The organism is Methylorubrum sp. POS3 (assembly GCF_043352485.1).
In the GTDB taxonomy this organism is placed as follows: domain Bacteria; phylum Pseudomonadota; class Alphaproteobacteria; order Rhizobiales; family Beijerinckiaceae; genus Methylobacterium; species Methylobacterium suomiense.
Window position 1 is genome coordinate 4,445,301 of record NZ_JAPRBT010000001.1, and the last position, 25,448, is coordinate 4,470,748.

Consider the following 25,448-nt stretch of genomic DNA (forward strand, 5'->3'; position numbering starts at 1 on the left):
GAGCGCTCAACGTGCAGGCGGATGAAGCTCGATACGAAATCTCAGGACATGAATTGAAGCAAGCGTAGCTGTTGCGGGCCCGACACACCGCGAAACCAACCAGACTTTGCCTTGGGGCGTGCCTTCGAGCGCCGCAATCCCACCATAAACCGGGACGACTTCCGGGGTCGCGGTAAGTGCTGTCGCTCCAACACTTTATCGCGGAGTTTCGAGGACGTCGAACGACGTTTTCGCGAGACCTCTCTCGGGAGGCGCCGCGACCTCGGATGCGTACAGGGACCGGGGCAGAGATCGGCGATCAATCAGCGATGGACGCGCGTCAGACCGATAAGTCGAAGCTGCCGAGCCGGCACGTGACGGAGGGACCCGAGCGGGCACCCCACCGCTCGTATCTCTATGCCATGGGCCTGACCACCGAGCAGATCCACCAGCCGCTCGTCGGTGTGGCCTCCTGCTGGAACGAGGCCGCGCCCTGCAACATCTCGCTGATGCGCCAAGCGCAGGCGGTGAAGAAGGGCGTCGCCGCCGCCAAGGGCACGCCGCGCGAATTCTGCACCATCACGGTCACCGATGGCATCGCCATGGGCCATGGCGGCATGCGCGCCTCCCTGCCCTCCCGCGAGGTCATCGCCGATTCGGTCGAGCTGACGATCCGCGGCCATTCCTACGACGCGCTCGTCGGGCTCGCGGGCTGCGACAAGTCCCTCCCCGGCATGATGATGGCCATGGTGCGCCTCAACGTGCCGTCGATCTTCATCTATGGCGGTTCGATCCTGCCCGGCTCGTTCCGCGGTCGGCCGGTCACCGTGCAGGATCTGTTCGAGGCGGTCGGCAAGGTCGCCGTCGGGGACATGAGCCTCGACGATCTCGACGAACTGGAGCGGGTCGCCTGCCCGTCGGCGGGCGCCTGCGGCGCGCAGTTCACCGCCAACACCATGGCGACGGTGTCCGAAGCCATCGGCCTCGCCCTGCCCTATTCCGCCGGCGCCCCGGCTCCCTACGAGATCCGCGACCAATTCTGCGCCGCGGCGGGCGAGAAGGTGATGGAACTCATCGCCAAGAATATCCGCCCACGGGACATCGTGACCCGGAACAGCCTCGAGAACGCTGCGGCGACGGTGGCGGCCTCGGGCGGATCGACCAACGCGGCGCTCCACCTGCCCGCAATCGCACACGAATGCGGGATCGAATTCACGTTGTTCGACGTCGCGGAGATCTTCCGCAAGACGCCGTACATCGCCGATTTGAAGCCCGGCGGCCGCTATGTCGCCAAGGACATGTTCGAGGTCGGCGGCATCCCGCTCCTCATGAAGACACTTCTCGACCACGGCTACCTGCACGGCGATTGCCTCACCGTCACCGGCCGCACGATCGCGGAGAACCTGGCCAAGGTCGCCTGGAATCCCGATCAGGATGTAGTCCGCCCGGCCGACAAGCCGATCACCGTCACCGGCGGTGTGGTCGGCCTCAAGGGCAACCTCGCGCCGGAGGGGGCCATCGTGAAGGTCGCGGGCATGCCGGCCTCGAGCCAAGTCTTTACCGGGCCGGCCCGCGTCTTCGACGGCGAGGAGGCCTGCTTCGAGGCGGTGCAGAACCGCACCTACAAGCCGGGCGACGTTCTGGTCATCCGCTACGAGGGCCCGAAGGGAGGCCCCGGCATGCGCGAGATGCTCTCGACCACCGCCGCCCTCTACGGACAGGGCATGGGCGACAAGGTGGCGCTCATCACCGACGGGCGCTTCTCCGGCGCGACCCGTGGCTTCTGCGTCGGCCATGTTGGTCCCGAGGCGGCCATCGGCGGTCCGATCGGCCTCCTGCGCGACGGCGACATCATCACCCTCGATGCGATCCAGGGCACCCTCGACGTCGCCCTGTCCGACGAGGAACTGGCCCAGCGCCGTGCCGCCTGGACACCGCGGGGCAATGCTGCGACCTCGGGCTATCTCTGGAAATACGCGCAGACCGTGGGGCCCGCCGTGAACGGCGCCGTCACGCATCCGGGCGGTGCCCAGGAGACGCACATCTATGCCGATATCTAGGACTGTCTCGTTCCGGCCCATGTGGCCGGCCGGGGCCGATCCAGGTCGGCTTCGTGCGGCCTTTCTCGCCGGCTTCCTCGGCTTCACGCTGATGCTCGCCGCCAACGGTCCGACGACCGCACTCGATGCCACCGTCCGCACCCCGGTCCCGGAGAAGGGGTTCCGGTCGGGCCGTGACGCCCTGCGCTCGGGCGTGCGCGATTACAATGCGGGTGACAAGCAGGGCGCCGTGCGCGCGCTGGAATACGCCGCCGACCAGGGCCAGACCCTGGCCCTATGGAAACTCGGCCGCATGTACGCGTCGGGCGACGGGGTGCCTCAGGACGACTTGAAGGCGTTCGAGTATTTCTCGCGGATCGCCGACGACACCACCGACGATGCGCCCGACACGCCGAATTCCGGGGTGCTGGCGAGCGCCTTCAACGCGCTCGGGACCTACTTCCTCGAGGGGATCAAGGGCACTTACGTGCGCCCGAACCCCGAGCGTGCCTACGAGATGTTCAACTACGCGGCGTCGTATTTCGGTGATCCGAACGCCCAGTACAATCTCGCCCGGCTCTACCTTGAAGGCACCGGCGTAGAGCAGGATCCGCGCAAAGCCGCGCGCTGGTTCAATCTCGCTGCGGAGAAGGGCCACCGCCCGGCCCAGGCGCTGCTGGGTGACCTGCTGGTGAACGGCACCGGCATGCCGCGTCAGATGGTCAAGGGCCTGACATGGCTCGCGCTGGCCCGCGCGGGCGTGCAGGGCTCGTCCGATGCCTGGATCGTCGATCTCTACGACAAGGCCTGGGCCTCAGCGAGCGAGGGGGATCGGGCGGATGCGATGGCGCAGGCCCAGTCGCTCTCGACGGGCTCGACCCGGCGTCGCCGCTGACTCGACCCGAGAGCGGATCGGCACTGTGCCGGACCGTACGGATGGTTCCGGCGGCCTGGGGTCGCCTGTACGCCCCGCGCTAAGCGCGCTAGCGTGCCATCATGGTGAATGCGTATGACAGGCACGATCCGGCGCTGACGAGAACCGCCGCCCTGATGGCGGAAGCCGGATCGGAGGATGAGGTGATCGACGTGCTGCGGCTCACGGCCCGGTGGATCGCCGGTTCCGATGGCATTGCCGTGGTCCTGCGCGAGGGTACGTCGTGCCGCTACGTCGCGGAGGACGCGATCGAACCCCTCTGGTGCGGTTCCCGCTTTCCGCTCGACGCCTGCATCTCGGGTTGGGCGATGCTGAACGACGAGATGGTGGTGATCACCGATATCGCGTCCGATTCCCGCGTGCCCCATGCCAGCTACGTGAACAAGGCCATCTGCAGCCTCGTGATGGTTCCGATCGGCTCGCCCAACCCCGTAGCGGCCCTGGGGGCCTATTGGTGCGCCATGGTGTGGCTGGATCCCACCGCGCTCGCACGCATCGAAGCTCTGGCCCGACAGGCGGGGGAAGCGTTGGCGCGGGTGCGTCATGCCTCGCAGATCCAACCTGTGCGGGCCGGGCGGAGAAAGCTGACCGCGGATGCCTCATAGGGCGGGATGCCGCTGCGGGGTTCACGACCGGTTCGAGCCCGAAGTGAATCTCTCGAATACCTCAAAAATCTCCCGCCGCTCGGTGAGCGAGCCGGATCGGCTCCGGTAGGCGGTATCGGGGCGTACAGGCAAGCACGAGAGCCACCGCGCTCGTGAGATCGGCCCGGTGTCCCGGCGAGATGAAGAGCGGGTGCTTGCCCGTTCGCGTGCGGAGGACGGCGCCGATGGTCTCGCCGCGGTCGATCAGCGGCGTGGAGGCACCCTTCTCCTCGGCAAGCGGTCCGTGCGTACCGACGAGGCGCGTCTTGCCGACGCCGATGGTCGGGCGTTCCAGCCACAGGCCCATATGGCAGGCGATGCCGATGCGACGGGGGTGGGCCGTGCCCATGCCGTCGAAGAGGAAGACGTCGGGCTCGGCCCTCAGCCGTCCGAACGCCTCCTCCAGCACCGGCCCTTCACGGAAACTGAGGAGCCCGGGCACGTAGGGGAAGGGTGTCGGGCGCTCGGCGGTGGCGATCTCGACGACGAGAAAACCGGGAAACGTCACGACAACGACCGCAGCACGGGAGCGCTCGTTCTTCACGCTGACATCGACGCCCGCCACGAGATGGACGGACGAGAGATCGATCGGCCGGTCGATCGCCACCTCCCCGCGCAGGCGCTTCTGCAGCGCCACCGCCTCGGACGGTGTCAGGTCCCAGGCGTGGCGCGAATAGAGGTGCAAGGCGGCTTCAATTGGCGAAGCGGAAATGCAGGACGTCACCGTCCTGCACCACGTATTCCTTGCCTTCCAGCCGCAGCTTGCCGGCATCGCGCGCGCCGGACTCGCCGTTGAGGGCGGTGTAGTCCTTATAGGCGATGGTTTCCGCGCGGATGAAGCCCTTCTCGAAATCGGTATGGATCACCCCGGCGGCGGCGGGCGCGCGGGTGCCCTTGGTGATCGTCCAGGCGCGGGCCTCCTTCGGGCCGACGGTGAAGTAGGTGACGAGGCCGAGCAGATCGTAGCCCGCGCGGATCACCCGGTTCAGGCCGGGCTCGGTCAGGCCGACCGCTTCCAGGAATTCGCCCTGGTCGGCTACCGGCATCACCGCGATCTCGCTCTCGATCTTTGCTGAAACGACGACCGCCACCGCGCCCTCCGCCTTCGCCCAATCGAACACCGCCTGCGAATGGGCATTGCCCTTGTCGGCATCGCCCTCGTCCACGTTGCAGACGTACAGCACGGGCTTGGCCGTCATCAGGCCGAGCTGCTGGAACAGGCGTTCCTCGTCATCCTTGCGCTCGACGAGGCGCGCCGGCTTGCCGTCCCGCAGCAGCGGGAGCGCCCGGTTGACGAGGTCGAGGAATTCCTTGGCCTCCTTGTCGGAGCCCTTGGCGCGCTTCTCCAGCGCCACCACGCGCTTCTCCAAGCTGTCGAGATCGGCCAGCATCAACTCGGTCTCGATCGTCTCGATATCGGCGATGGGATCGACCTTGCCCTCGACGTGGGTCACGTCGCCGTCCTCGAAGCAGCGCACGACGTGAGCGATGGCATCGACCTCGCGGATATTGGCGAGGAACTGGTTTCCGAGCCCCTCGCCCTTCGAGGCGCCGCGGACGAGGCCGGCAATGTCCACGAAGGTGAGCCGCGTCGGGATGATCTCCTTCGACGCGGCGATCTTGGCGAGGCTGTCGAGGCGCGGATCCGGCACCGCGACCTCGCCGACATTCGGCTCGATGGTGCAGAACGGATAATTGGCGGCCTGCGCCGCCGCCGTCTGGGTCAGCGCGTTGAAGAGGGTCGACTTGCCGACGTTCGGCAGGCCGACGATGCCGCATTTGAAGCCCATGGCTGGTCCTAAAGGTCCGTCGTGATCGGTCGGGAGCCGCACCCGGTTGTGGGCTCCATCGGGGTCTGGTGCCGTCGTGTCAATTCGCGTCCCTGGACGCGGCCTTCGCCTTGCCGGCCTCGGCGGGCGTCTTCACCGCGTCCCATCCGCGTCCGACCATGGCGAGATGCACCTTGTTCTGAAAGCTCGCATCTTCTCCGGCGGCCATCACGGCGGCGTGGTCGGCGATGGCCCGGCACAAATCCTCGACCCAGGGCTCCTCCGCCTTGGCGAAGTCGTTGAGGACGTAGGCATGAACCTGCGCCTTGTCACCGGGATGGCCGATGCCGAGGCGCACGCGGCGGTAATCGTTGCCGCATTGCGCCGTGATCGAGCGCAGGCCGTTATGGCCGGCATTGCCGCCTCCCAGCTTCACCCGCAGCTTGGCCGGGGCGAGATCGAGCTCGTCGTGCAGCACGATGACGTCGGCCAGCGCGATTTTGAAGAAGCGCTGCGCCTCGCCGACCGAGCGGCCGGACTCGTTCATGTAGGTCTGCGGCTTGAGCAAAATGGCGCGCTCGGAACCGAGCACGACTTCCGCCGCCTCGCCTTGGAAGCGGCGCCGGAACGGGCTCGCCCGATGGACGCGGGCAATCTCGTCGACCGCCAGGAAGCCGATATTGTGGCGATTTCGTGCGTAGCGCGGGCCGGGATTGCCTAAGCCGACGATGAGCCGCATGCGAATGCCCCGTTACACATGAAAATGCCCCGGCCGGGCGGCCGAGGCATCTCTCCGATCGACCGGGCGCGCTGCCGCGCCCGGACCGGATCACTCCTTGTCGGACGCGTCGGACTTCTCGTCCTCGCCGCCCTCGGTCTCTTCGCCCTCGGCCTTCTCCTCGGCGGCCTCGGCGGACTGCGCCTCGGCGATCGCGGCCTCCTCGGCCTCGACCTCGGCGCCGAGCACGGTCGGCGGCAGGATGTTGGCGACCGTGTCGGTGGCCTCGCCGGTATAGGTGCCCGCCGGGATCTTGATGTCGGAGACGTGGATCACGTCGCCGATCTGGCGGCCGGTCAGGTCGATCTCGACGGCCTCGGGGATCTGATCGGGCGCGACGTCGAGCGAGAGGGTGTGCAGCGCGACGTTGAGCGTGCCGCCGCTCTGCTTGATGCCGGGGGCCTCGTCCTCGTTCACGAAGTGCACGGGCACCTCGACGGTCACGGTCTGGCCGGCCACGACGCGCAGGAAGTCGACATGCATTGGCACGCCGGAGACCGGGTCGAGCTGGTAGTCGCGCGGGATCGCACGGACCTTCTTGCCGCCGACGCTGATGTCGAACAGCGTGGTCTTGAAGCCGCCGGCATAGATCAGCGTGCGGGTGCGGATGAGGTCGACGGCGATGGCCTGCGGAGCCTGGTTGCCGCCGTAGATGACGGCGGGAATCTGGCCCTGGCGACGAACGGCCCGGGCGGCCCCCTTGCCGACCCGGTCGCGTGCCACGGCCTCAAGCGACTTGGAAGCGCTCATGGCGTGATCCTTCTGATGAAAAATGGAGCCGGGCCCAACGACAAAGGCCGCCCGAAGCGGACGGCCCGACCGTTCCCAGCGCGCCCGTGCCTCCAAGGGTGTCTCAAGGGCGCGAGGCGCGCATACACGCAAACACCCATTCTGGCAATGGCGGGCCGGTCGAGCCGCCCCCCGCCATCGCGCGTCCACCGTTCACAAGCGGGGCTCGTGTCCCCCGGGACATCCGGACTTCGCCTCCGCCCTGCGGCAACGCGCTCCGAAACGATCACCGGGTGGTGCCGTTCCCATCGGCATTGCACGAGGAGCGACCATGGCCACGGACGACCATAACCGAATTCCCCTTTCCCGACGCCAACTTGTGGGGGGCGTCGGTGGCGGCCTCGCCATGGCGGCGACCGGAACGGTCGCTGCCGCCGGGCCAGCGGCGGCGCAGGAGCCCGCATCGAACCCGTTGATCAACCCGATCGACAAATACCCGAAGCCGCCCTTCAAAAAGCAGTCGCAGCCCTGGCCGGGTCTGGCCAGCCGCATGGATCCGAAGCCCGATCACGGCGAGACGAGCTATCGCGGCTCGGGCCGCCTCGCCGGACGGAAGGCGCTCATCACCGGCGGCGATTCGGGCATGGGCCGGGCCGCGGCCATCGCCTTCGCCCGCGAGGGCGCCGACGTCGCGATCAACTACCATCCCGACGAGGAGCCGGACGCTCAGGAGGTCATCCGCCTGATCCAGCAGGCGGGGCGCAAGGGCATCGCCATTCCGGGCGACCTGCGCGACGAAGGCTTCTGCCGTTCTCTGGTCGAGCGGGCCGTTCAGGGCCTGAGCGGGCTCGATATTCTCGTCAGCAACGCCGCGCGCCAACAGGCACACGATTCGATTCTCGACATCTCCAGCGAGCAGTTCGACTGGACGATGAAAACGAACATCTACGCCCCGTTCTGGATCATCAAGGCCGCGCTTCCGCACCTCAAGCCCGGCTCGACGATCATCGCCTCCACCTCCGAGCAGGCGACCGACCCGACGCCCGACCTCTACGATTACGCGCAGACCAAGGCCGCCACGACGAACTTCGTTCGCTCCCTCGGAAAGCAGCTCGCCGCTCGGGGCATCCGGGTCAACGGAGTCGCGCCCGGTCCCATCTGGACGCCGCTGCAGGTGTCCGGCGGCGCTTCAATGGACAAGCTCGAGACGTTCGGCGGGAAGACACCGTTCGGCCGGCCCGGTCAGCCGGTCGAGCTCGCGGGCATCTACGTGCAGCTTGCCGCCTCCGATGGCAGCTACGCGACCGGGCAGATTTACGGCGCCGCGGGCGGCAACGGTCTGCCGTAGGGGCTCCGATCGATCCGCCGCCGCTTGGGTGCGGCGGCGGGTCGAACCGAGTCTTCCTCACACCGGAAGGCGCAGGCGCGCCAGCAAACCGCCGAGGTCCGAGCGTTCCAATCTCAAATCCCCGCCGTAGAGTTCGGCGAGTTCCAGCGTGATCGGCAACCCGAACCCATCACCCGGCACGCTCTCGTCCAGGCGACGACCGCGCTGGAGGACATGGGCAACCTGACCGGTCGAGAGGCCGGGTCCGTCATCCTCGACGCGCAACTCGATCAGGGCTCCGCTGCGCGCTGCTCCGATGCGAACGCGGCTGCGTGCCCAGCGACAGGCATTGTCGATCAGGTTCCCCAGCATCTCGTCGAGATCCTGGGCATCGCAGGCCACGCTCGTACCCGGCGCGATTTCCGCTTCGATGGCCAAGCCGCGCTCGGCGTGCAGCCGGGCCAGGGCGGCGGCCAGATCGCGGGCCTGCCCGGCGAGATCGGCGCGTGCGCGCGAGGGCCCGCCCAATGCCGCGGCTCGGGCGCGGCGCAGGTGATGGCGGACCTGCCGGTCCATGGCGGCGACGAGCGGGGCGAGGCCGGGCTCGGCACTGCGCTCCGCCGCCATGGCCAAGGTCGCGAGCGGTGTCTTCAGACCGTGGGCAAGGTTGGCGGCATGGGCGCGGGCACGCTCGAGATTGGCCGCATTCTGGTCCAGCAGCAGGTTCAATTCGGTCACCAGCGGCCGAATCTCCTGTGGTTGTTCCTCCGGCACGCGGTCCCGTTCGCCGGCTCGCACCGCCGCGAGTTCGCGGCGCAAGGTATCGAGGGGGCGCAGGCCGAGCCGCACCTGCACGGCAATGCCCGCCAGCAGACAGATGCCCAGGAGTCCGAGCGCCAGCGTCAGCGTCTTGCCCGCTTCGCGCAGCGGGCCGTGCAGGGTTGCCGCCGGAGCAGCGGCAACGATCACCGTCTCGGGCGCATCGCGGGGACCGGCCAGACGTAGCACGCGCAGGATCAGTCCCTCGCCCCGTGGCCCCGTTCCGTCAGCGGGAGCGGGTCGGCCATCCTCCCGCTCGGGGCCGCGCGGCACGGTGAGCTCGGCCTCGCCGAGCGAGGGGGAGCGCAGGATCCCCTCCCCCGTCCGAACCTGCCAGTACCACCCGCTGCGTGGGCGATCGAAGGGCGGCCCGTCATGGGCGTACGACAGAACGGGACCGTCTTTGCCGGTCTTCAGGTCAGCGGATATCGCGAAAATCTCGCCATCGAGCCGCGCATCGATCTGCCCGCGGGCGAAGCGGTAGAGCACGAGACCGATGGCGAGGCCCGCCACCACGAGGGCCAGCGTGACGAAGACGAGGGCACCGAGAAACAGGCGCCGCTGTAGCGAGGCACCTCTGCGCCGTCCCATCACGCGTCGGGCTCCGCATGAAGGCGCCAGCCGTGACCCCGCACGCTCTCGATTCGGGCCGGGGCGATCTTGCGGCGCAGCCGCGTGATGATGACCTCGACCGAGTTCGAATCGACCTCGGCATCGCCGTCATAGACGCGCTCGATCAGCTGATCGCGCGGCACCACCACGTCCTTGCGCAGGATCAGGCAGGACAGCACGCGCCATTCAAGGCCGGTGAGGCGCAGCGGCAGGCCGTCCCGCTCGAAGCTGCCGAGACCGGAATCGTAGACGAGGGGGCCACAGGTGATCTGCGTCGCGCCGTTGGCGCTGGCGCGCCGCACCAGCGCGCGCAGGCGGATCACCAGTTCCTCCACACGAAACGGCTTGACCAGGTAATCGTCAGCGCCCGCCTTGAATCCCGCGACCTTGTCGCTCCAGCCGTCCCGCGCGGTCAGGATCAAGACCGGAAGCGTGAGCCCTGCCGTCCGCCAGTCGCGGAGGACCGTGACGCCGTCCACCACCGGAAGGCCGAGATCGAGGATGACGGCATCGTAGTGTTCGGTCTCGCCGAGATGGCGCGCATCCTCGCCGTTCACCGCGTGGTCGACGGCGAAGTGCTCGGCGCGCAAGGCCCGCAACAGCTCCGCGGCCAAAGCGGCATCGTCCTCGGCGAGCAGCAGCTTCATCGGCGTCCAAGGGCCTCCCGCAGGATCTCGAAGGGCGGCGCGCTGTAGGCGCCGAGCTTTAACGGGAACTGAACCTGCAGGTTCAGGCCGGATTTCGGGCCGTCTCCTAAACACGCTGCATCCCGGCGGCGAAGCGGTCGCCGGAGCATGTTCGAGATCCCAGAGGAAAGACGAGAACGATGACCGAGCAGTCCATCCCCACCCCCATCACCACCCCCACCGAGGCCGAGCCTGCCCGTGCAGCGCGCCGCTCCGGCGCCCGCCGCGGCCTCGTCGTCGGTGCGCTGGCCGTTCCGTTGGCGCTCGGCGCCGTCGGCCTCTCCTTCGCCCAGAAGGGCGACGTCGCGACGACCCCGCTGGAGCCCGTGGCGATCTCGGCGCTGGCTCCGTCCGGCGCCGTGGCGGCCAAGGGCGAGGTGGCCGAGATCTTCGGCAACAAGTTCATCCTGCAGGACACGTCCGGCCGGGCGCTGATCGAGACCGGCCGTCAGGGCGAAGGCGGCGATCTCGTCCGTAAGGGCGAGACCGTGACGGTGCGCGGTCGCTTCGAGAACGGCTTCCTCCACGCCGCTGCCTTGGTCCGGGCCGATGGCACCACGACGAGTCTCAAGCCCGCGGGCGGCCCGCCCCCCGGCAGCGTCGATTGGATGAAGGACAAGGTCGGTCTCGGCCCCGAGATCGACGTTCCGGGCCTCAAGGCGAAGGTCGAGGCGGCCGGTTACACGGATGTCCGCATCGCGGGGCGCGGACCGCGCCATCTCGATGTGGCTGCCAAGGGCACGGATGGACGCGAGCGCCTGCTCCATGTCGGCTTCGACGGCGGCATCCGCGAGAAGCGCGTATTCTGACCGGTTGAGGGCCCGGCCAGGGAGAGCCGCCGCGCTTTCCCTGGCCGGTAGCGCGGGCTACATGCATCGGCGGTTCCGCACCCACCGACGCGAAGGGCCCGCGATGTTCCCCAAGCCCGTGCCGAAGCTCGATCCGAACACCTTCGCGTTCGAGCAGCTGCCGTTGGTCAAGCCGACGGGGTTTCGCGAATACGACGCCCGCTGGCTGTTCCCGCAGGAGATCAACCTGATGGGCGTCCAGGCTTTGGGACTGGGACTCGGCACACTCGTGCACGAACTTGGGGTGCGCCCCGAGATCGTCACCGGGCACGATTTCCGCAGCTACTCGTCCTCGATCAAGCTCGCGCTTATCGCCGGGATGCAGGCTGCCGGTTTGCGGGTGAAGGATATCGGTCTCGCGCTCTCGCCGATGGCCTATTTCGGTCAGTTCGCCCTCGATTGTCCCTGCGTGGCCATGGTCACCGCATCCCACAACGACAACGGCTGGACCGGCGTGAAGATGGGCGCCAATCGCCCCATGACGTTTGGCCCGGAGGAGATGGGCCGCCTCAAGGAGATCGTCACCGGTGGCACCTTTCAGTACCGCGACGGCGGTTCCTACGCGTTCGTCGAAGGCTTCGCAGAGGTCTACCTCGCGGACTTGGTCGCGCGGGCCAAGCCGATCTCGCGGAAGCTCAAGGTCGTTGCGGCCTGCGGCAATGGGACGGCGGGCGCCTTCGCCCCGGCCCTCCTGGAGCGCCTCGGCGTCGAGGTGATCCCGCTCGACGTCGAGCCCGACTACACGTTCCCGCGCTACAACCCGAACCCCGAGGACATGGAGATGCTCCATGCGATCGCGGCCAAGGTGAAAGAGACCGGCGCCGATGTCGGCCTCGGCTTCGACGGCGACGGCGACCGCTGCGGCGTGGTGGACAATGAGGGCGAGGAGATCTTCGCCGACAAGATCGGGGTCATGCTGGCTCGCGACCTGTCGAAGCTTCACCCGGGCGCCACCTTCGTGGTCGACGTGAAATCGACCGGGCTCTATGCGGCCGATCCGGAATTGCAATCGCGCGCGGTCCAGACCGATTACTGGAAAACCGGGCATTCCTACATCAAGCGCCGCGTCAACGCGTTGGGCGCCTTGGCCGGGTTCGAGAAGTCGGGGCACTTCTTCTTCAACGAGCCGGTCGGCCGCGGCTACGACGACGGCCTGCTGACCGCGATCGCGGTGATCGAGATGCTCGATCGCAATCCGACCCAAACGATGGCCGACCTGTACCGGGCCCTCCCCAAGACCTGGGGCTCGCCGACCATGTCGCCCCACTGCGCCGACGAGGTGAAGTACGGCGTCGTCGAGGCGGTGACCGAGCGCTTCCGGTCGATGCAGGCGAGAGGTGAGCCGGTGGCGGGTCAGGCGATCACCAGCCTCGTGACGGTGAACGGCGTCCGGATCACCACCGAGGACGGCACCTGGGGCTTGGTGCGCGCCTCCTCGAACAAGCCGGAACTCGTCGTCGTGGTGGAGAGCCCCGTCTCCGAGGCGCGGCTGCACGCGATGTTCAAAGCCGTCGACGGCGTGCTGCGGCAGCACCCGGAAGTGGGCGCTTACAATCAGACGATCTGACGTCCCCCGCGCTGCGTCGACGGTGGGCTACTTGCCCGCCGCCATCGAGCGTCGCTGTTCGGCCTGGGCGCTGGTGTCCGAGAAATATTTCTGGGCATCGCCCAACTGCACCGAAGGCTGACAGTTCGGCGTGCAGGAATAGGATTCGCGATCGAGGCCGCGCTGCACGGTGATGATCGAAGCCTGCGGGGCTTGCACGCTGATCGTCGATTCGGCCAGCATCGTGCCCTTGTGATCCAGCGCGATCAGGTTGGTGCTGCCGAAGCTCTTGCCGGTCAGCACGACGACCCCGTTCCGCTGAAGCGTGATGTCGGCGATCATCGGGTTGCCGACGATCACCGTCGCGGTCTTCTCCGGCAATCGGATCACCTTCGCGTTGTCCACCGAGACGGACACCACGTTCTGCGGCACCGCCTCGTTCGCGACCGCATGACCGAACAGGGCGAGCAGCGCCGGGCCGATGGCGAGAAGGGCAGAACGGGCAGGTCGCGAGCAGGGCATGGGCGGTCGATCCGGTCCGATGAGCCGGCGAGTCATTGCCGGGATGCGCCGCCTGCCAGACCCCAATAACGAGCGAGGCGAACGGGCAGCGCGCGACCCACAGCACAACCGAAAAGTGGTGAAAGAACTGCTAAGGCTCGTTTGCGTCGGCGCTTCCTCACTGTTCCTTCGCTGTGCAATTGGTGAAACCGACCGTTAACGCAGCTTTCGAACGAGCCCCGTTCCTCAAGGTTCATCGGATGATTTAACTCAAAAGCAACTCATGGGCGCTAACTCTAGCCCCGTCGCCGATCGGGGCCTGAACAGACTTTCGACCGACACATCAGATAACGGTCAAGTGGAGAGTACCATGAAAGCTATTGCCAAGCGTTTCGTCGCCGACGAGTCTGGCGCCACCGCGATCGAGTATGGCCTGGTCGCTGCGATGATGGGCATTGCCGTCGTTACGATTTTCAAGGCTTTCGGCTCCAGTCTTCAGACCGCCTTTACCACGATGGGCTCCGCCCTTCAGAGCAAGGCAAGCGATATCAACAAGTAATACTGTTGATTGAGTGGCAGTTAGAATGGGAAAAGTCTTAGTAATGCGGGATGATTATCATCTCGCATCCTCAGGCTCAGCGTCATTCTGCTGCCACCATCTCTAGGTAAGAAAACAGATAATTTAATAATAATGTTAATATGTGACTCAAGAACAATATTCGGGATGGTTTGTTGTGTTGGAATGCATGTGTTAGATATAAATTATATATAAAAATCATGGATTTCCCCGCCTATACATCCGACCAAATAACTAGCATTTACATCGATTTATAATCGGAGAAATAATTTGCGTCAGCTATTTGGCTGTATCTCGTGTCTCGACATATGAGGGACTACCTATGGCAGCCCATATAGCAGGCTTTCTCTTGTGCGTTTTGTTTCCTTTCTTGCTGGCGTATGCTGCTGCAAGTGATCTCCTCACAATGAAAATTTCTAACAAAATTTCATTGTTTTTAGTTGCTGGATTTGCGCTCTATGGGCTTGCATCCGGCATGACCATCGAAGCAATGAGTTGGCACGCCGCCGCTGGTGCCTTTACGTTGGCCGTTGCATTCGGATTGTTTGCGCTCAACTGGGTCGGCGGGGGAGATGCAAAGCTTGCAGCGGGAATTGCCCTTTGGTTCGGATTTGCCAATCTCGCGGATTTCCTCTTCGTTGCGTCCTTGGCTGGCGGAGCACTGACTTTAGCCATACTCTATATTCGCATGTATCCGCTCCCCCTGGCGACTCTACGGTTGCCTTTTGCTGTGCGTCTACATGACTCTCGGACTGGTATCCCTTACGGGATCGCTCTCGCAAGCGCTGCGCTGTTCGTGGCGCCGGAAACCATGATCTGGAAAAATCTTCTACTAATCTAACAGCGGGATTGTGGTCAACCATCGAGCCGCTGAAAACACAGTCGTGCTTTTGAGCTATTCCCTAATTTGATTGGCGCGGCGAGGTGACGGTCGGTTAACCATAACTACACGAATCTGGGTGCAGTGTGGGGATCAGACGGCAGTGAAGCCGTTGAACGGTTCTGCACCCGCCATGAAACCAGCCCGTCTTGCCGTACTGGCCATCGCGATCGTCGCGGGCTGCGGCGCCGCCCTTCTGATGAGCGGTGAGGAGAAGCCGCCGGAGCCAGTCCTCCGCACGGAGCCTGCACCGCAGATCCAACTGTCCGACGTGCTCGTCGCCGCTGCCGACCTGCCGATGGGGCAGACTCTGAAGGCCGAAGACCTTCGTTGGATGTCCTGGCCCGAGCAGGCGTTGTCACCGTCCTATGTCGAGCGCAAAGCCGCGCCGCACGGACTCGAGGACGCGGTTGGTTCGATCGTTAGGACGCCATTCTCGGCCAATGAGCCGATCCGCCCCGAGCGCCTCGTCAAAGCCGGCAGCGGCTTCATGTCGGCGATTCTGCCGCCGGGCATGCGAGCCGTGGCGATCACCACCGACAACCGCGGTTCGAGCTCGGCCGGCGGCTTCATCCTGCCGAATGACCGCGTCGACGTCATCAAGACCGCTCGCGACGAGAGTGGCAATGGCAACGATCAGTTCGCCGAAACGCTGCTGACTGACATCCGCGTGTTGGCAGTCGGTCAAATCGTTCAGGAGAAGGGTGGCGCGAACGTCGTCACCGCCGAAACCGCGACTTTGGCGCTGACGCCCAGCCAAGCTGAGGTCGTGACGCTCGCGCAGAAGGTCGGACAACTCTCGCTCGTGCTGCGCAGCGTTCAGGACGCAGGACAAGCTACAGCGGTCGCGGATGCCGAGCCCGACGGAGCCATGACCGTGGTGCGCTTCGGCGTCGCCAAGCAGCAGCGCCGGTGAGGACGAATCGCATGTTCCTTCAGTTACACCGCCGGGCCCTCGCCTTCGCGCTCGCTGCCAGCTCCTGCTCTGCAGCTCTCCCCTCGGTCGCGGAAAGTGCGTCGTCGGGTTCCCCGGTGCTGACGATTGGTGCAGCCGAGGCGAATGCTTCACGCAAGATTGAGCTGACCAAAGGCCGCTCCTTGATCGTCGATCTCCCTCGCGATGCGAAAGAGGTGTTCGTGGCTAACCCTGCCGTCGCGAATGCGGTGGTGCGGTCGAGTCGCAAGCTCTTTCTGATCGGCATCGAGAATGGTGCCACCTCGATTTTCGTGATGGATGCCGAAGGTCGGCAGATCGCCGCCCTCGACGTTACGATTGCCCGCGACATCAACGTTCTGAAACTCTCGCTGCAGCAGAGCATGCCGGCGGGCCGGTTCGATGTGAAGGCAGTTGGAGATTCGATCGTCCTGTCTGGCGCTGTCGGTTCGGCCTCAGAGGCTCAGCAGGCGGTCGACATCGCCAACGCCTTTGTTGGGATATCGAGTGCCGGCGGCGGCGCTCGCGGTGCGGTCATCAATAATTTGACGATTCGAAACAAAGATCAGGTGATGCTGCGCGTCACTGTGGTGGAGGTGTCGCGCTCCGTCATCAAGCAATTCGGTATTAGCACGACCGGAAACTGGGCTGCGTTGAATCCTGTTGATTCAGCGGCATCGGCACCAGGAAGCTTTCTCAGCAACGCAACACCGTTCCCGATCACCGGCAGTTACTCGCCGGAAGGGAACGCTTTGAATGCATCCGTTCGGGCCGGGGGGTTCTCACTCAAAGCTACGCTGAAAGCCTTTGAGCAGGCAGGCGTTTCACGAATTCTTGCTGAGCCAACGTTGACGGCAATTTCCGGTGAAGCTGCAAAGTTCACGGCGGGTGGCGAAATTCCTGTACCGGGTGCCTGTACGGCGAATACCCTTGGGACGGGTTGTCAGATTTCCATTCTCTACAAGCCCTACGGTGTCAGCCTTTCTTTCACGCCAGTCGTGTTGGCAGAAAACCGCATCTCCATTCGTGTCGCGACCGACGTGACAGAATTGGACCGGCAGAACAGCTTCAACTTCGCCTTCGCCGGCAACGGGCGGTCGACGGCAATTCCTGCGACCACCAAGCGCAGTTCGGAAACGACGGTCGAACTCGCTTCCGGCGCGACGATGATGACGGCAGGCCTGATCCAGCAGAAGAACCGCGCTGCCATCGGCGGCCTGCCGGGGCTGATGAACCTGCCGATTCTGGGCGCTCTGTTCCGCTCACGCGACTATCAGCGCGACGAGACCGAGCTGATGATCATGGTCACGCCCTACATCGCGCAGGCGATGGAAGCGCGCCAAGTCCAACGGCCGGACGATAACTTCGTCGATGCGCCGGATGGTCAGGCCGTGCTGCTCGGACGATTCAACAAACTTTACGGAACGGTCGGGGGCGGCACGCTCGGACCCTCCTATCGCGGCCGTGTCGGCTTCATCGCCGACTAGGTCGATGCGTGCACCGGGGCCGAGCCACTCCAAGGCCCTGCCGGACCAGACGGATCGCGGGCGCAGAGCCGCTTCAGCAGAATCGAGAGACCGATGCGTTTCCCCGCTCACTTCCCTGTTCGCCCGATATCCGCGGTCGCGGTGTTGATGGTCGCTGGGTTGCTCAGCGCCTGTCGGGCCGACCGTGTTGCCACCACCGGCTCGACTTACCCGATCGACGTTCGCACCCGCCATCCGATCGTGCTGGCGGATTCCGATCGAACCCTCGACGTCTTTCCCACGGGCATCGGCCATCTCGATCCCCGCCAATCGGCCGATCTCGAAGCGTTTCTCGTCGAGTATCGCCGCTACGGACGCGGATTGATCACTCTCGAACTCCCGCGCGGCGTTGCCCCGGCCCTGGTCGGACCGGTTGAGCGCACCGGCGCAGCAATTCGCCGCCTCGGCGGAGATCTGGGCGTGCCGCCGGGGGGATGGTTGATCGGTGGTTATCCGATCGCCAACCCCGCCCTCGCTTCCCCAATCCGCCTCACCTTCCAGCGCATGCAGGCCAAGGTATCGAGCAAATGCGGGCTATGGCCCCGGGATCTCGGTACGAGCGATCTTCGTGCCGATTGGTCAAACGAGCCGCACTGGAATCTGGGCTGCTCGATGCAATCGAACGTCGCCTCTCAAATCGCCGATCCGATCGACCTCGTCCGCGGTCGCCCCGAAGGCCGCATCGACACCGTCCGGCGCACTCGCGACATCGACGATCTGCGCAATGGCAAGGATCCATCAACCGCTTGGCGGCAGGATGGGAAGACGAACGTCAAGGACGAGGTGAAGAACTGAGCAGCGGCACCCCCGCGCTTCGCCCCCCCTGTGATGTGCGATTATCGAACCGGAAACACGCGTCATGCCGGACATCCACGAGGCTACAGAGCGGACGATCGCCCCGGTGCCCCGGATCACGATCCAGGCCTTCTGTGAGACGTCCGAGACGGCGGCGATGATTGAAGGCATCGTCTCCGACCGGCGGATGCAGAAAGCGCATGTGAAGGTGCAGATGGGCGGTGGCGCCGCCGCAGTCGAAGCCTACCGCCACGCTCCGACGCCGAACGTGATCCTGATCGAATTCGTTGGGCCGAAATCGCGTCCGCTGGAATGCCTGGACCAACTCGCTGAGGTTTGTGACGAGGGAACGAAAGTCCTCGTGGTCGGGCATGTCAACGATGTGTTGCTCTATCGGCAATTCATGCAACGTGGCGTGAGCGAGTATCTTATCGCTCCGGTAGAGCCCGTCGTGCTGATCACGGCGGTGTCGGATCTGTTTGCGGCGCCGGGAGCCAAGCCCGTCGGTCGCACGATCGCCGTCTACGGTGCGCGGGGCGGGGTCGGTGCCTCGACGATCGCCCACAACCTGGCATGGACAGTCGCCCGAGAGCACGGCACCGCGACCGTGATCGCCGATCTCGACATCGCCTTCGGAACCGCGAGCCTCAACTTCAACCAGGACCCGCCCCAGGGCATTGCCGAGGCCGTGTTCGCTCCCGAACGCCTCGACGCCAACCTGCTCGACCGCTTGCTGTCCAAATGCGCGGACAATCTGAGTTTGCTCTCCGCTCCGGCCACCCTCGATCGCACCATCGATCTGACCGAGCCCGCCTTCGACGCCTTGACGGATCTGCTGCGGGCGGCGGTGCCCTGCATCGTGCTCGATGTCCCGCATCGCTGGTCGGCTTGGACCCGTCGCGTCCTTGTCTCCGCCGACGAAATCCTGATCGTCGCCTCACCAGATCTCACGTCTCTACGCAACACGAAGAATTTGCTCGCGCTGCTTCAGGCGAGCAGGCCCAACGATGCTCAAGCGCGGGTCATCCTCAACGGCGTCGGGATGCCCAAGCGCCCGGAAATCTCCGCCAACGACTTCAAGAAGGCCCTTGATGCCGGCTTGCAGGCCAGCATCCCGTTCGATCCCGCCTTGTTCGGCACGGCGGCGAACAACGGTCAGATGATCGCTGAGGTGCAGGCAGGGGCGAAGGCCGCCGAGATCTTTTCGGAAATCGCGAGTCTCGTCACCGGCCGGAGCGAGGTGAAGCGGGCGCGGGCGAACATCCTTGAACCGCTCTTGGCGCGCTTGGGCCGCAAGAAGGCATCGTAGGTATGTCGTCCTCTTCACTCTCGTCAGGTGAGGGCGAATAGCGCCATGTTCGGACGTCGCTCCAACACTGTTCCCGCTGCTCCGGCCGCACCTGTCGTTTCGGTGGGGAAGGCCTTGCCGCCCGCGCCGGTGCTGCAGGACGAGGTGCGCCCCGCGCGTCCGGAAGCACCACCGATTCCGAAACCGGCACCGCCCCCTGCCGCACACAAATCCGAAGAGTATTTCCGTACCAAGAGCATGATCTTCGGGGCGCTGATCGAGGCGATCGATCTCGCTCAGCTCGCACGCTTGGATAGCGAATCGGCCCGTGAGGAAATCCGCGACATCGTCACGGAGATTATCGGCCTCAAGAACATTGTGCTGTCGATCGCAGAGCAGGAGGAGTTGCTCGACGATATCTGCAACGACGTGTTGGGCTATGGCCCGCTCGAGCCGTTGCTTGCCCGGGACGACATCGCCGACGTGATGGTGAACGGTGCTGATCGGACATTCATCGAGGTCGCCGGCAAGATCCAGCTCACCAATGTGCGGTTTCGCGACAATCAGCAGCTGATGAACATCTGCCAGCGTATCGTCAGTCAGGTCGGGCGCCGCGTCGATGAATCTTCGCCGATCTGTGACGCACGCCTTCCCGACGGCTCGCGCGTCAACGTCATCGCCCCCCCGCTCGCCATCGATGGACCGGCCCTGACCATCCGTAAGTTCAAGAAGGATAAGCTGACTCTCGATCAACTCGTTCGCTTCGGCGCCATTTCGCCTGAGGGTGCGAAAATCTTGCAGATCATCGGCAAGGTTCGCTGCAACGTCGTCATATCCGGAGGTACGGGTTCGGGAAAGACAACGCTGCTCAACTGCCTCACGGCCTTTATCGAGAACGATGAGCGCATCATCACCTGCGAAGATGCCGCCGAATTGCAGCTTCAGCAGCCACATGTGGTCCGCCTCGAAACACGGCCCCCAAATCTTGAGGGTCAAGGCCAGATCACCATGCGTGATCTCGTCAAGAACTGCCTGCGTATGCGCCCCGAGCGCATCATCGTCGGCGAGGTGCGTGGTCCGGAGGCGTTCGATCTGCTGCAAGCCATGAACACCGGCCATGACGGCTCGATGGGAACGCTGCATTCGAACTCGCCGCGCGAATGCCTCGCTCGTATCGAATCGATGATCACCATGGGCGGCTTCTCGCTGCCTTCGCGGACGCTGCGCGAGATGATCACCGGTTCGGTCGACGTCATCATCCAGGCCATGCGCATGCGCGACGGCTCGCGCCGCATCACTCACATCACCGAAGTGTTGGGGATGGAAGGCGATGTCATCATCACCCAGGATCTGTTCGTCTACGATGTGCTCGGCGAGGATGCGAACGGCCGATTGATCGGTCGTCACCGTTCGACCGGGATCGGTCGCCCGCGCTTCTGGGATCGCGCGCGGTATTACGGCGAGGAGCGCGCGCTGGCGGAGGCACTCGACGCTGCTGCTCTGGCCGGAGAGGCGGCATGAGCATACCGAACCTTCCTCTTGTGGCAGGCTTGGTCGCCGTGGCGGCGGGGGCTGTCGCCTATGTCACGCTCATGCCCTTGCTTTCCGGCGAGCGCCGAGCGGAGCAGCGTCGTAAGTCGGTCGGCCAAAGCCGTTCCGTCAGCGCCGAGCGCGCCCTTGCTTCCAATCGACGGGAGCAGGTCGCTAAGAGCCTCAAGGAACTGGAAGCGAAAAAGGACAGCACTAAAGTTACCTTGGAGCTGAAGCTGGCTAGAGCGGGCCTCGATTGGACGCCACGGAAATATCAAGTTATCTCGGTGCTGATTGCCGTGGCGCTTGCCTTCGGCGTTTTCTTAGTCTCCGACAACTTTTACGTTGCATTGCTGGCGATGTTCGCGGGCGGCCTCGGTGTCCCTGTCTGGATGCTGAAGCACCTGCAGAAGAGGCGCATCGCTGGCTTCATCGACGAATTGCCGAATGCCATCGACGTGATCGTCCGGGGCCTCAAGTCCGGCATTCCCCTCGGCGATTGCCTCCGGATCATCGCCCGCGAGGCGAAAGAGCCGCTGAAATCGGAGTTCAAGGCTGCGAACGAGGCCCAGACGCTTGGCCTGTCGATGTCGGAGGCGATTCAGCGCATGTATGAGCGCGTACCGGTGACGGAGGTGAATTTCTTCGCCGTAGTGATCGGTATTCAAGCCAAAGCGGGCGGCAACTTATCTGAAGCCCTTGGTAATTTGTCGCGTGTTCTGCGCGAGCGCAAGAAGATGGCGGGCAAGGTTGCCGCTATGAGTATGGAGGCGAAAGTGTCCGCGGGAATTATTGCGGCGCTTCCTTTCGTGGTGGCTTCAACGACCTATTTTTCAAATCCTGATTACATCTCTCTCCTGTGGACAACCTGGATCGGAAAGGTGGCGCTCGCAGCATCTGGTATTTGGATGGGTCTCGGGATCTTGATGATGCGGAAAATGATTAACTTCGACGTTTGAAGATAGTCGTTATTTCAAGGGGCAATAGACATTCTGTGCATCGCACGGTGTGACGCGGCCACCAGCATGCTTCCCGGAACTGCAACATGCTTGCAGTGATACCACAAGCCCGGTGAGGGGTTCCAGAGCGGTGGCGCGGAGGGGACGAAGAGGCGGGTGATGCTGGAACAGATGGTCGAAACGGCTTTTCAGCCGCGCTCTATCGCCGCCGTGCTGACGGGCATTGCTGCTGCCGCGACAGTCTACACGCTCGTTCAGCCGCTGCTGGAAACGGATGAACTCGGCAAGCGCATGAAGCTCGTGAGTGACGAGCGCGAGCAGATGCGGGTGCGTGAGCGGGAGCGGCTTTCAAATCGCGTGACACTGCGCACGGAGCCCAAGGCTTACATGAAGCGGGTGGTGGAGCAGTTTAACCTCACACGCTGGCTCGGGACAGAGACAGCCAAGGCAAGACTGGTTCTGGCTGGCCACCGCGGCGCAGGCGCCGAAACAGCCTTCCTCTTCTTTCGCCTCGTGATGCCAATCGGCGTCACCATTGTGGCTTTGTTCTACTTGTTCGTACTGCAAGTCCTCGACCAGCCTCTCATGATTCGTGCCGGGCTCGTGGTGCTGGCAGGTTTCATCGGTATGAAATTGCCCGAACTCTACCTCAGCAACCTCACCTCCAAACGGCAGGCACAGATCCGTCAAGCTTGGCCCGATGCGCTCGATATGTGCTTGATCTGCGTCGAATCGGGAATGTCTTCGGAAAACGCGTTCCGTCGGGTCAGTCTCGAAATTGCGACGCAATCGGCCGTCCTTGCCGAAGAATTGGCGTTGCTCAATGCAGAATTGTCTTATCTGCCGGATCGGCGTGTGGCCTACGAAAACTTGGCACTGCGTACGGGCCTGGAGCCGGTGAAGTCACTCACCACAGCCCTCATCCAGGCAGAGCGCTATGGCACACCGGTGGGGCAGGCCTTACGCGTGCTGGCCCAGGAAAGCCGGGACATCCGCATGAACGAGGCGGAGAAGAAAGCCGCTGCACTGCCGCCGAAGTTGACGGTCCCGATGATTGTCTTTTTCCTCCCGGTCTTGTTCGTCGTCATCATGACGCCGGCAGCCATTCAAGCTTTTGCATTGATGAAGTGAGGCGTCGAGCCCACGAAAATCGATCTCAGCGCGTCGCCGGCTCATTCCGGTCCCAATAGCCAACGACGAGGTGCTTCTCTCGGCTCAAGCCCCGCTCGGTGCGCAAGATGCGGCGCAGAGAGCGGGCGATCGTCGATTCACAGCCGGCCCAGACGAAAACGTCGTCCGTCATCGGAAATTCGAGGCGCCGCACACTGTCGATGAGCGGGCTCTCGGCATCTGCCCGTCGCTCGAGCCACCGCACAGGCACGCCCTCAAGGGCACGCAGGGGATAGTGCGTCGCTTCGCACTCCGCCTCGAGCAGCACGATGCCCTGCGCATCGGCGGGCATGGCGTCCAGGATGCGGGCGATGGCCGGTAGGGCCGTCTCGTCGCCGACGAGCAATGTCCAGGCGGCGGGTGACGCGGTCCGACCAAGGGGGCCGGCGATGCCGCAGATCGCGCCGGGCTTCGCATGCAGGGCGAAGCGCGCCCCAGGTCCAGGGGCGTCGTGCAGCACGAAATCGATCTCTACCGTTTCGGCCTCGGCGCGGCGGATCGTGTAGTAGCGCATATCCGGGCGCCGAGTGGCGTCCGGCCAGATCGTGCGCCCGTCGGGCCCCGGGCGGGGCCATTCCGGACGCGCCACACCCGACGGCGGCAGATAGAGCCGCACGTGCAGGTTCTCATGATCGGCGAAGCGGCCGAGATTCAGACCGCTAAAGGTGAGCCGACGAAGGCGCGGGGTGAGCGATCGGCTCTCGATGAGTCGAAGCTCGCGAAAGTTCGAGAAGGTCTCGGCCCCCGCCGTGAAGCCCGACCAGACGATCTGGGGGGTATCGCCTCCGGCGAAGTCGACGACGTTGGACGCGACCACGGAGCGCATCATCTCCAGGCCCCCCTCGTCCGGCGCTTCGACCCGCACCCGGAGGATACCCCCATCCGGCTCGAGCGTCGCGTCGCCGAGGCCGAGATGCACCACGACGCGGCGTCCTATCCGGTCGTGAGCGACATCGTGAGCGGTCATGTGATCGACGAGATCGGCGACGAGCCGTTCGGGATCCGACAATGCCACCGCGGCCTCGGAGAACATCATCGCGGATCGGCTCCTGTCGGCACATCAAGCAACACATCCGGCCAATCCGATTGGTCCGTTCGCGCACGTTGGATCACATCCAAGGGCGAGATTTGTTGCTAGGTCGAAGATAAAACACCTCACTTACTATGAGACGATCGCTCCGAGCGTCAATCAACAAATCGTCCAGCGTCGAGAAGCGGACAAAGCTGCATATTTTACTTATTCCAGACTGGAGCGCGGAGTCACCTCAAAGCGGATGGGGACGCCTAAATTTCTCGGATCCCGGTTCGTCTCCGCTTCGAGTCGCTTCGAAGGACCCCGCTTCTGGCGGTGTGTTCGAAGCCGAGCGTCATCGAGGCAGGGTGGATCCGATGAGTTTCGACCGCGACGACATCCAGTTCCACGTCGTCGTGAACGACGAGGACCAGTACTCGATCTGGCCCGACTTCAAGCCGACTCCCGAAGGATGGCGCCGCGTCGGCGTCAGCGGGGACAAGGCCACCTGCTTGAAGCACATCGAGTCCGTCTGGCTCGACATGCGCCCGCGTAGCCTGCGCGAGGCGATGGACCGTGACTCCAGCCGCGCCTGAAACCGCCGCTGATCGAGGAAGCCGACCATGACCCCTCTCGCACTTCCCGTCCTGCTTCAAGGTGATGGCCCGTTGATCCGGGCGCAGGATGCACGCGATTCCGAGATTCGCGACGCGCTCGGCACCGTCGGCGCTGTTCTATTGCGCGGTTACACGGTCGAGAGCGTCGAGGCATTTCGGGCTTTCGCCGCCGCCTTCGGCCATCCGCTTCTCTCTTATGAGTTCGGCTCGACGCCACGCAGCAAGGTCGAGGGCGGTGTCTATTCCTCGACCGAATATCCGGCGCATCGCGAGATCCCGTTACACAACGAGCAATCCTATACGCGCGACTGGCCGCTGCGGATCTGGTTCCACTGCGTCACCGCCTCTCCTGAAGGAGGAGCGACCCCTCTCGCCGACAGCCGTGCGATCTACCGCGCGCTCGACCCGGATTTGCGGGACCGGTTCGCGCGGAAGGGGCTTCGCTACGTGCGCAATTTCGGCAACGGCCTCGATCTGCCCTGGACCAAGGTGTTCAACACCGAGGATCGAAGCGCCGTCGAGTCCTATTGCCGGGATCACGCCATCGACTTTACTTGGAAAGAGGATGGTGAACTGCGCACCAGTCAGCTGTGCCAAGCGGTGGCCAAGCATCCCCGCACCGGCGAGGATGTGTGGTTCAATCAGGCCCACCTGTTCCACGTCTCGGCCCTCGACGCGGTGGAGCGCGAAGTGCTGCTGGACACGGTTGGGGAAGACGAACTCCCGCGCAACGTTTATTTCGGCGACGGAAGCCCGATTCCCGATGCGGAGCTTGATGCCGTGCGCGCCGTGCTCGATGCCGAGAAGGTGAGCTTCCCGTGGCAGGCGGGTGACGTGCTCATGCTGGACAACATGCTGATCATGCACGGTCGCGAACCCTATGCGGGACCGCGCAAGGTCGTGGTCGCCATGGCAGAGGCCCACGGGATGAGCCGAGCAGCATGAGCGT

Annotated in this window: 25 protein-coding genes; 17 read left to right on the forward strand and 8 right to left on the reverse strand. The window is 64.5% G+C overall.

Annotated elements, in window-relative coordinates; all coding sequences use genetic code 11:
* Window positions 1-308: 308 nt before the first annotated feature.
* From ilvD to OWC43_RS20635, 3 genes are all read left to right on the forward strand, one after another.
* Window positions 309-2,039 (forward strand): dihydroxy-acid dehydratase, encoded by a 1,731-nt coding sequence (gene ilvD / locus OWC43_RS20625; protein ID WP_393958100.1) that lies wholly within the window; start codon window positions 309-311, stop codon window positions 2,037-2,039.
* Entirely contained in the window at window positions 2,026-2,913 is an 888-nt protein-coding gene (locus OWC43_RS20630) for a tetratricopeptide repeat protein (RefSeq protein ID WP_393958101.1), read from the forward strand. Before ilvD ends, OWC43_RS20630 begins: the two co-directional genes overlap by 14 nt.
* 155 nt (window positions 2,914-3,068) lie before the next feature.
* A complete protein-coding gene (locus tag OWC43_RS20635; RefSeq protein ID WP_393958102.1) occupies window positions 3,069-3,557 on the forward strand; it encodes a GAF domain-containing protein in 489 nt (162 codons plus the stop codon).
* A gap of 61 nt (window positions 3,558-3,618) precedes the next feature.
* Here the strand turns inward: OWC43_RS20635 and nfi are convergent, their stop codons facing one another.
* The 4 genes from nfi to OWC43_RS20655 all read right to left on the reverse strand — a co-directional run bounded on the left by nfi (window position 3,619) and on the right by OWC43_RS20655 (window position 6,893).
* Complete coding sequence (gene nfi / locus OWC43_RS20640) at window positions 3,619-4,281, reverse strand: deoxyribonuclease V (protein ID WP_393958104.1); 663 nt, start codon at window positions 4,279-4,281, stop codon at window positions 3,619-3,621.
* 7 nt (window positions 4,282-4,288) lie between these two features.
* Window positions 4,289-5,386 carry a redox-regulated ATPase YchF gene (gene ychF, locus OWC43_RS20645; RefSeq protein WP_393958105.1) on the reverse strand — a complete coding sequence of 366 codons (1,098 nt, stop codon included), beginning with the start codon at window positions 5,384-5,386 and terminating at the stop codon, window positions 4,289-4,291.
* 79 nt (window positions 5,387-5,465) lie between these two features.
* Window positions 5,466-6,104 carry an aminoacyl-tRNA hydrolase gene (gene pth, locus OWC43_RS20650; RefSeq protein WP_137830040.1) on the reverse strand — a complete coding sequence of 213 codons (639 nt, stop codon included), beginning with the start codon at window positions 6,102-6,104 and terminating at the stop codon, window positions 5,466-5,468.
* Between the two features lie 90 nt (window positions 6,105-6,194).
* On the reverse strand, window positions 6,195-6,893 hold the full coding sequence (locus OWC43_RS20655; protein ID WP_393958106.1) for a 50S ribosomal protein L25/general stress protein Ctc: 699 nt from the start codon (window positions 6,891-6,893) through the stop codon (window positions 6,195-6,197).
* A 310-nt stretch (window positions 6,894-7,203) separates the two neighbouring features.
* Between OWC43_RS20655 and OWC43_RS20660 the strand changes: the two genes are divergently transcribed.
* On the forward strand, window positions 7,204-8,220 hold the full coding sequence (locus OWC43_RS20660) for an SDR family oxidoreductase (protein WP_393958107.1): 1,017 nt from the start codon (window positions 7,204-7,206) through the stop codon (window positions 8,218-8,220).
* Window positions 8,221-8,277: 57 nt separating this feature from the next.
* Here the strand turns inward: OWC43_RS20660 and OWC43_RS20665 are convergent, their stop codons facing one another.
* Window positions 8,278-9,609 (reverse strand): ATP-binding protein, encoded by a 1,332-nt coding sequence (locus OWC43_RS20665; RefSeq protein WP_393958108.1) that lies wholly within the window; start codon window positions 9,607-9,609, stop codon window positions 8,278-8,280.
* On the reverse strand, window positions 9,609-10,277 hold the full coding sequence (locus OWC43_RS20670; RefSeq protein ID WP_393958109.1) for a response regulator transcription factor: 669 nt from the start codon (window positions 10,275-10,277) through the stop codon (window positions 9,609-9,611). The genes OWC43_RS20665 and OWC43_RS20670 overlap by 1 nt, the downstream gene beginning before the upstream one ends.
* 179 nt (window positions 10,278-10,456) lie before the next feature.
* Here OWC43_RS20670 and OWC43_RS20675 point away from each other — a divergent pair, with 179 nt between their 5' ends.
* Together OWC43_RS20675 and OWC43_RS20680 are read left to right on the forward strand one after the other, a co-directional pair.
* Window positions 10,457-11,125 (forward strand): DNA-binding protein, encoded by a 669-nt coding sequence (locus OWC43_RS20675; protein WP_393958110.1) that lies wholly within the window; start codon window positions 10,457-10,459, stop codon window positions 11,123-11,125.
* Window positions 11,126-11,228: 103 nt separating this feature from the next.
* Window positions 11,229-12,731 carry a phosphomannomutase/phosphoglucomutase gene (locus OWC43_RS20680; RefSeq protein WP_393958111.1) on the forward strand — a complete coding sequence of 501 codons (1,503 nt, stop codon included), beginning with the start codon at window positions 11,229-11,231 and terminating at the stop codon, window positions 12,729-12,731.
* 27 nt (window positions 12,732-12,758) lie between these two features.
* On the opposite strand, the gene OWC43_RS20685 is transcribed toward OWC43_RS20680, so the two are convergent.
* Entirely contained in the window at window positions 12,759-13,232 is a 474-nt protein-coding gene (locus OWC43_RS20685; RefSeq protein ID WP_393958112.1) for a pilus assembly protein N-terminal domain-containing protein, read from the reverse strand.
* A gap of 349 nt (window positions 13,233-13,581) precedes the next feature.
* Here OWC43_RS20685 and OWC43_RS20690 point away from each other — a divergent pair, with 349 nt between their 5' ends.
* The 9 genes from OWC43_RS20690 (at window position 13,582) to OWC43_RS20730 (ending at window position 22,831) form a co-directional block, all read left to right on the forward strand.
* Window positions 13,582-13,770, forward strand: coding sequence for a Flp family type IVb pilin (locus OWC43_RS20690; protein WP_393958113.1), 189 nt, complete (start codon window positions 13,582-13,584; stop codon window positions 13,768-13,770).
* 340 nt (window positions 13,771-14,110) lie between these two features.
* Window positions 14,111-14,629, forward strand: a complete 519-nt coding sequence (locus OWC43_RS20695) for a prepilin peptidase (RefSeq protein WP_393958114.1) — start codon at window positions 14,111-14,113, stop codon at window positions 14,627-14,629.
* 172 nt (window positions 14,630-14,801) lie between these two features.
* Window positions 14,802-15,584 carry a Flp pilus assembly protein CpaB gene (gene cpaB, locus OWC43_RS20700; protein WP_393958609.1) on the forward strand — a complete coding sequence of 261 codons (783 nt, stop codon included), beginning with the start codon at window positions 14,802-14,804 and terminating at the stop codon, window positions 15,582-15,584.
* Between the two features lie 11 nt (window positions 15,585-15,595).
* Complete coding sequence (locus OWC43_RS20705) at window positions 15,596-17,089, forward strand: type II and III secretion system protein family protein (protein ID WP_393958115.1); 1,494 nt, start codon at window positions 15,596-15,598, stop codon at window positions 17,087-17,089.
* A 93-nt stretch (window positions 17,090-17,182) separates the two neighbouring features.
* The gene (locus tag OWC43_RS20710) at window positions 17,183-17,923 is read left to right on the forward strand and encodes a CpaD family pilus assembly protein (protein ID WP_393958116.1); all 741 of its coding nucleotides are present in this window, start codon (window positions 17,183-17,185) and stop codon (window positions 17,921-17,923) included.
* A gap of 64 nt (window positions 17,924-17,987) precedes the next feature.
* Entirely contained in the window at window positions 17,988-19,232 is a 1,245-nt protein-coding gene (locus OWC43_RS20715; RefSeq protein WP_393958117.1) for a CpaE family protein, read from the forward strand.
* Window positions 19,233-19,277: 45 nt separating this feature from the next.
* Window positions 19,278-20,732 (forward strand): CpaF family protein, encoded by a 1,455-nt coding sequence (locus OWC43_RS20720; protein WP_393958118.1) that lies wholly within the window; start codon window positions 19,278-19,280, stop codon window positions 20,730-20,732.
* Window positions 20,729-21,700 (forward strand): type II secretion system F family protein, encoded by a 972-nt coding sequence (locus OWC43_RS20725; RefSeq protein WP_393958119.1) that lies wholly within the window; start codon window positions 20,729-20,731, stop codon window positions 21,698-21,700. The genes OWC43_RS20720 and OWC43_RS20725 overlap by 4 nt, the downstream gene beginning before the upstream one ends.
* 159 nt (window positions 21,701-21,859) lie before the next feature.
* Window positions 21,860-22,831 (forward strand): type II secretion system F family protein, encoded by a 972-nt coding sequence (locus OWC43_RS20730; RefSeq protein ID WP_393958120.1) that lies wholly within the window; start codon window positions 21,860-21,862, stop codon window positions 22,829-22,831.
* Window positions 22,832-22,856: 25 nt separating this feature from the next.
* Here the strand turns inward: OWC43_RS20730 and OWC43_RS20735 are convergent, their stop codons facing one another.
* Window positions 22,857-23,906, reverse strand: a complete 1,050-nt coding sequence (locus OWC43_RS20735) for a DUF2218 domain-containing protein (RefSeq protein WP_393958121.1) — start codon at window positions 23,904-23,906, stop codon at window positions 22,857-22,859.
* Between the two features lie 353 nt (window positions 23,907-24,259).
* Here OWC43_RS20735 and OWC43_RS20740 point away from each other — a divergent pair, with 353 nt between their 5' ends.
* Together OWC43_RS20740 and OWC43_RS20745 are read left to right on the forward strand one after the other, a co-directional pair.
* Window positions 24,260-24,478 carry an MbtH family protein gene (locus tag OWC43_RS20740; protein ID WP_393958122.1) on the forward strand — a complete coding sequence of 73 codons (219 nt, stop codon included), beginning with the start codon at window positions 24,260-24,262 and terminating at the stop codon, window positions 24,476-24,478.
* A gap of 72 nt (window positions 24,479-24,550) precedes the next feature.
* Window positions 24,551-25,444 carry a TauD/TfdA family dioxygenase gene (locus OWC43_RS20745; protein WP_393958123.1) on the forward strand — a complete coding sequence of 298 codons (894 nt, stop codon included), beginning with the start codon at window positions 24,551-24,553 and terminating at the stop codon, window positions 25,442-25,444.
* Window positions 25,445-25,448: the final 4 nt, after the last annotated feature.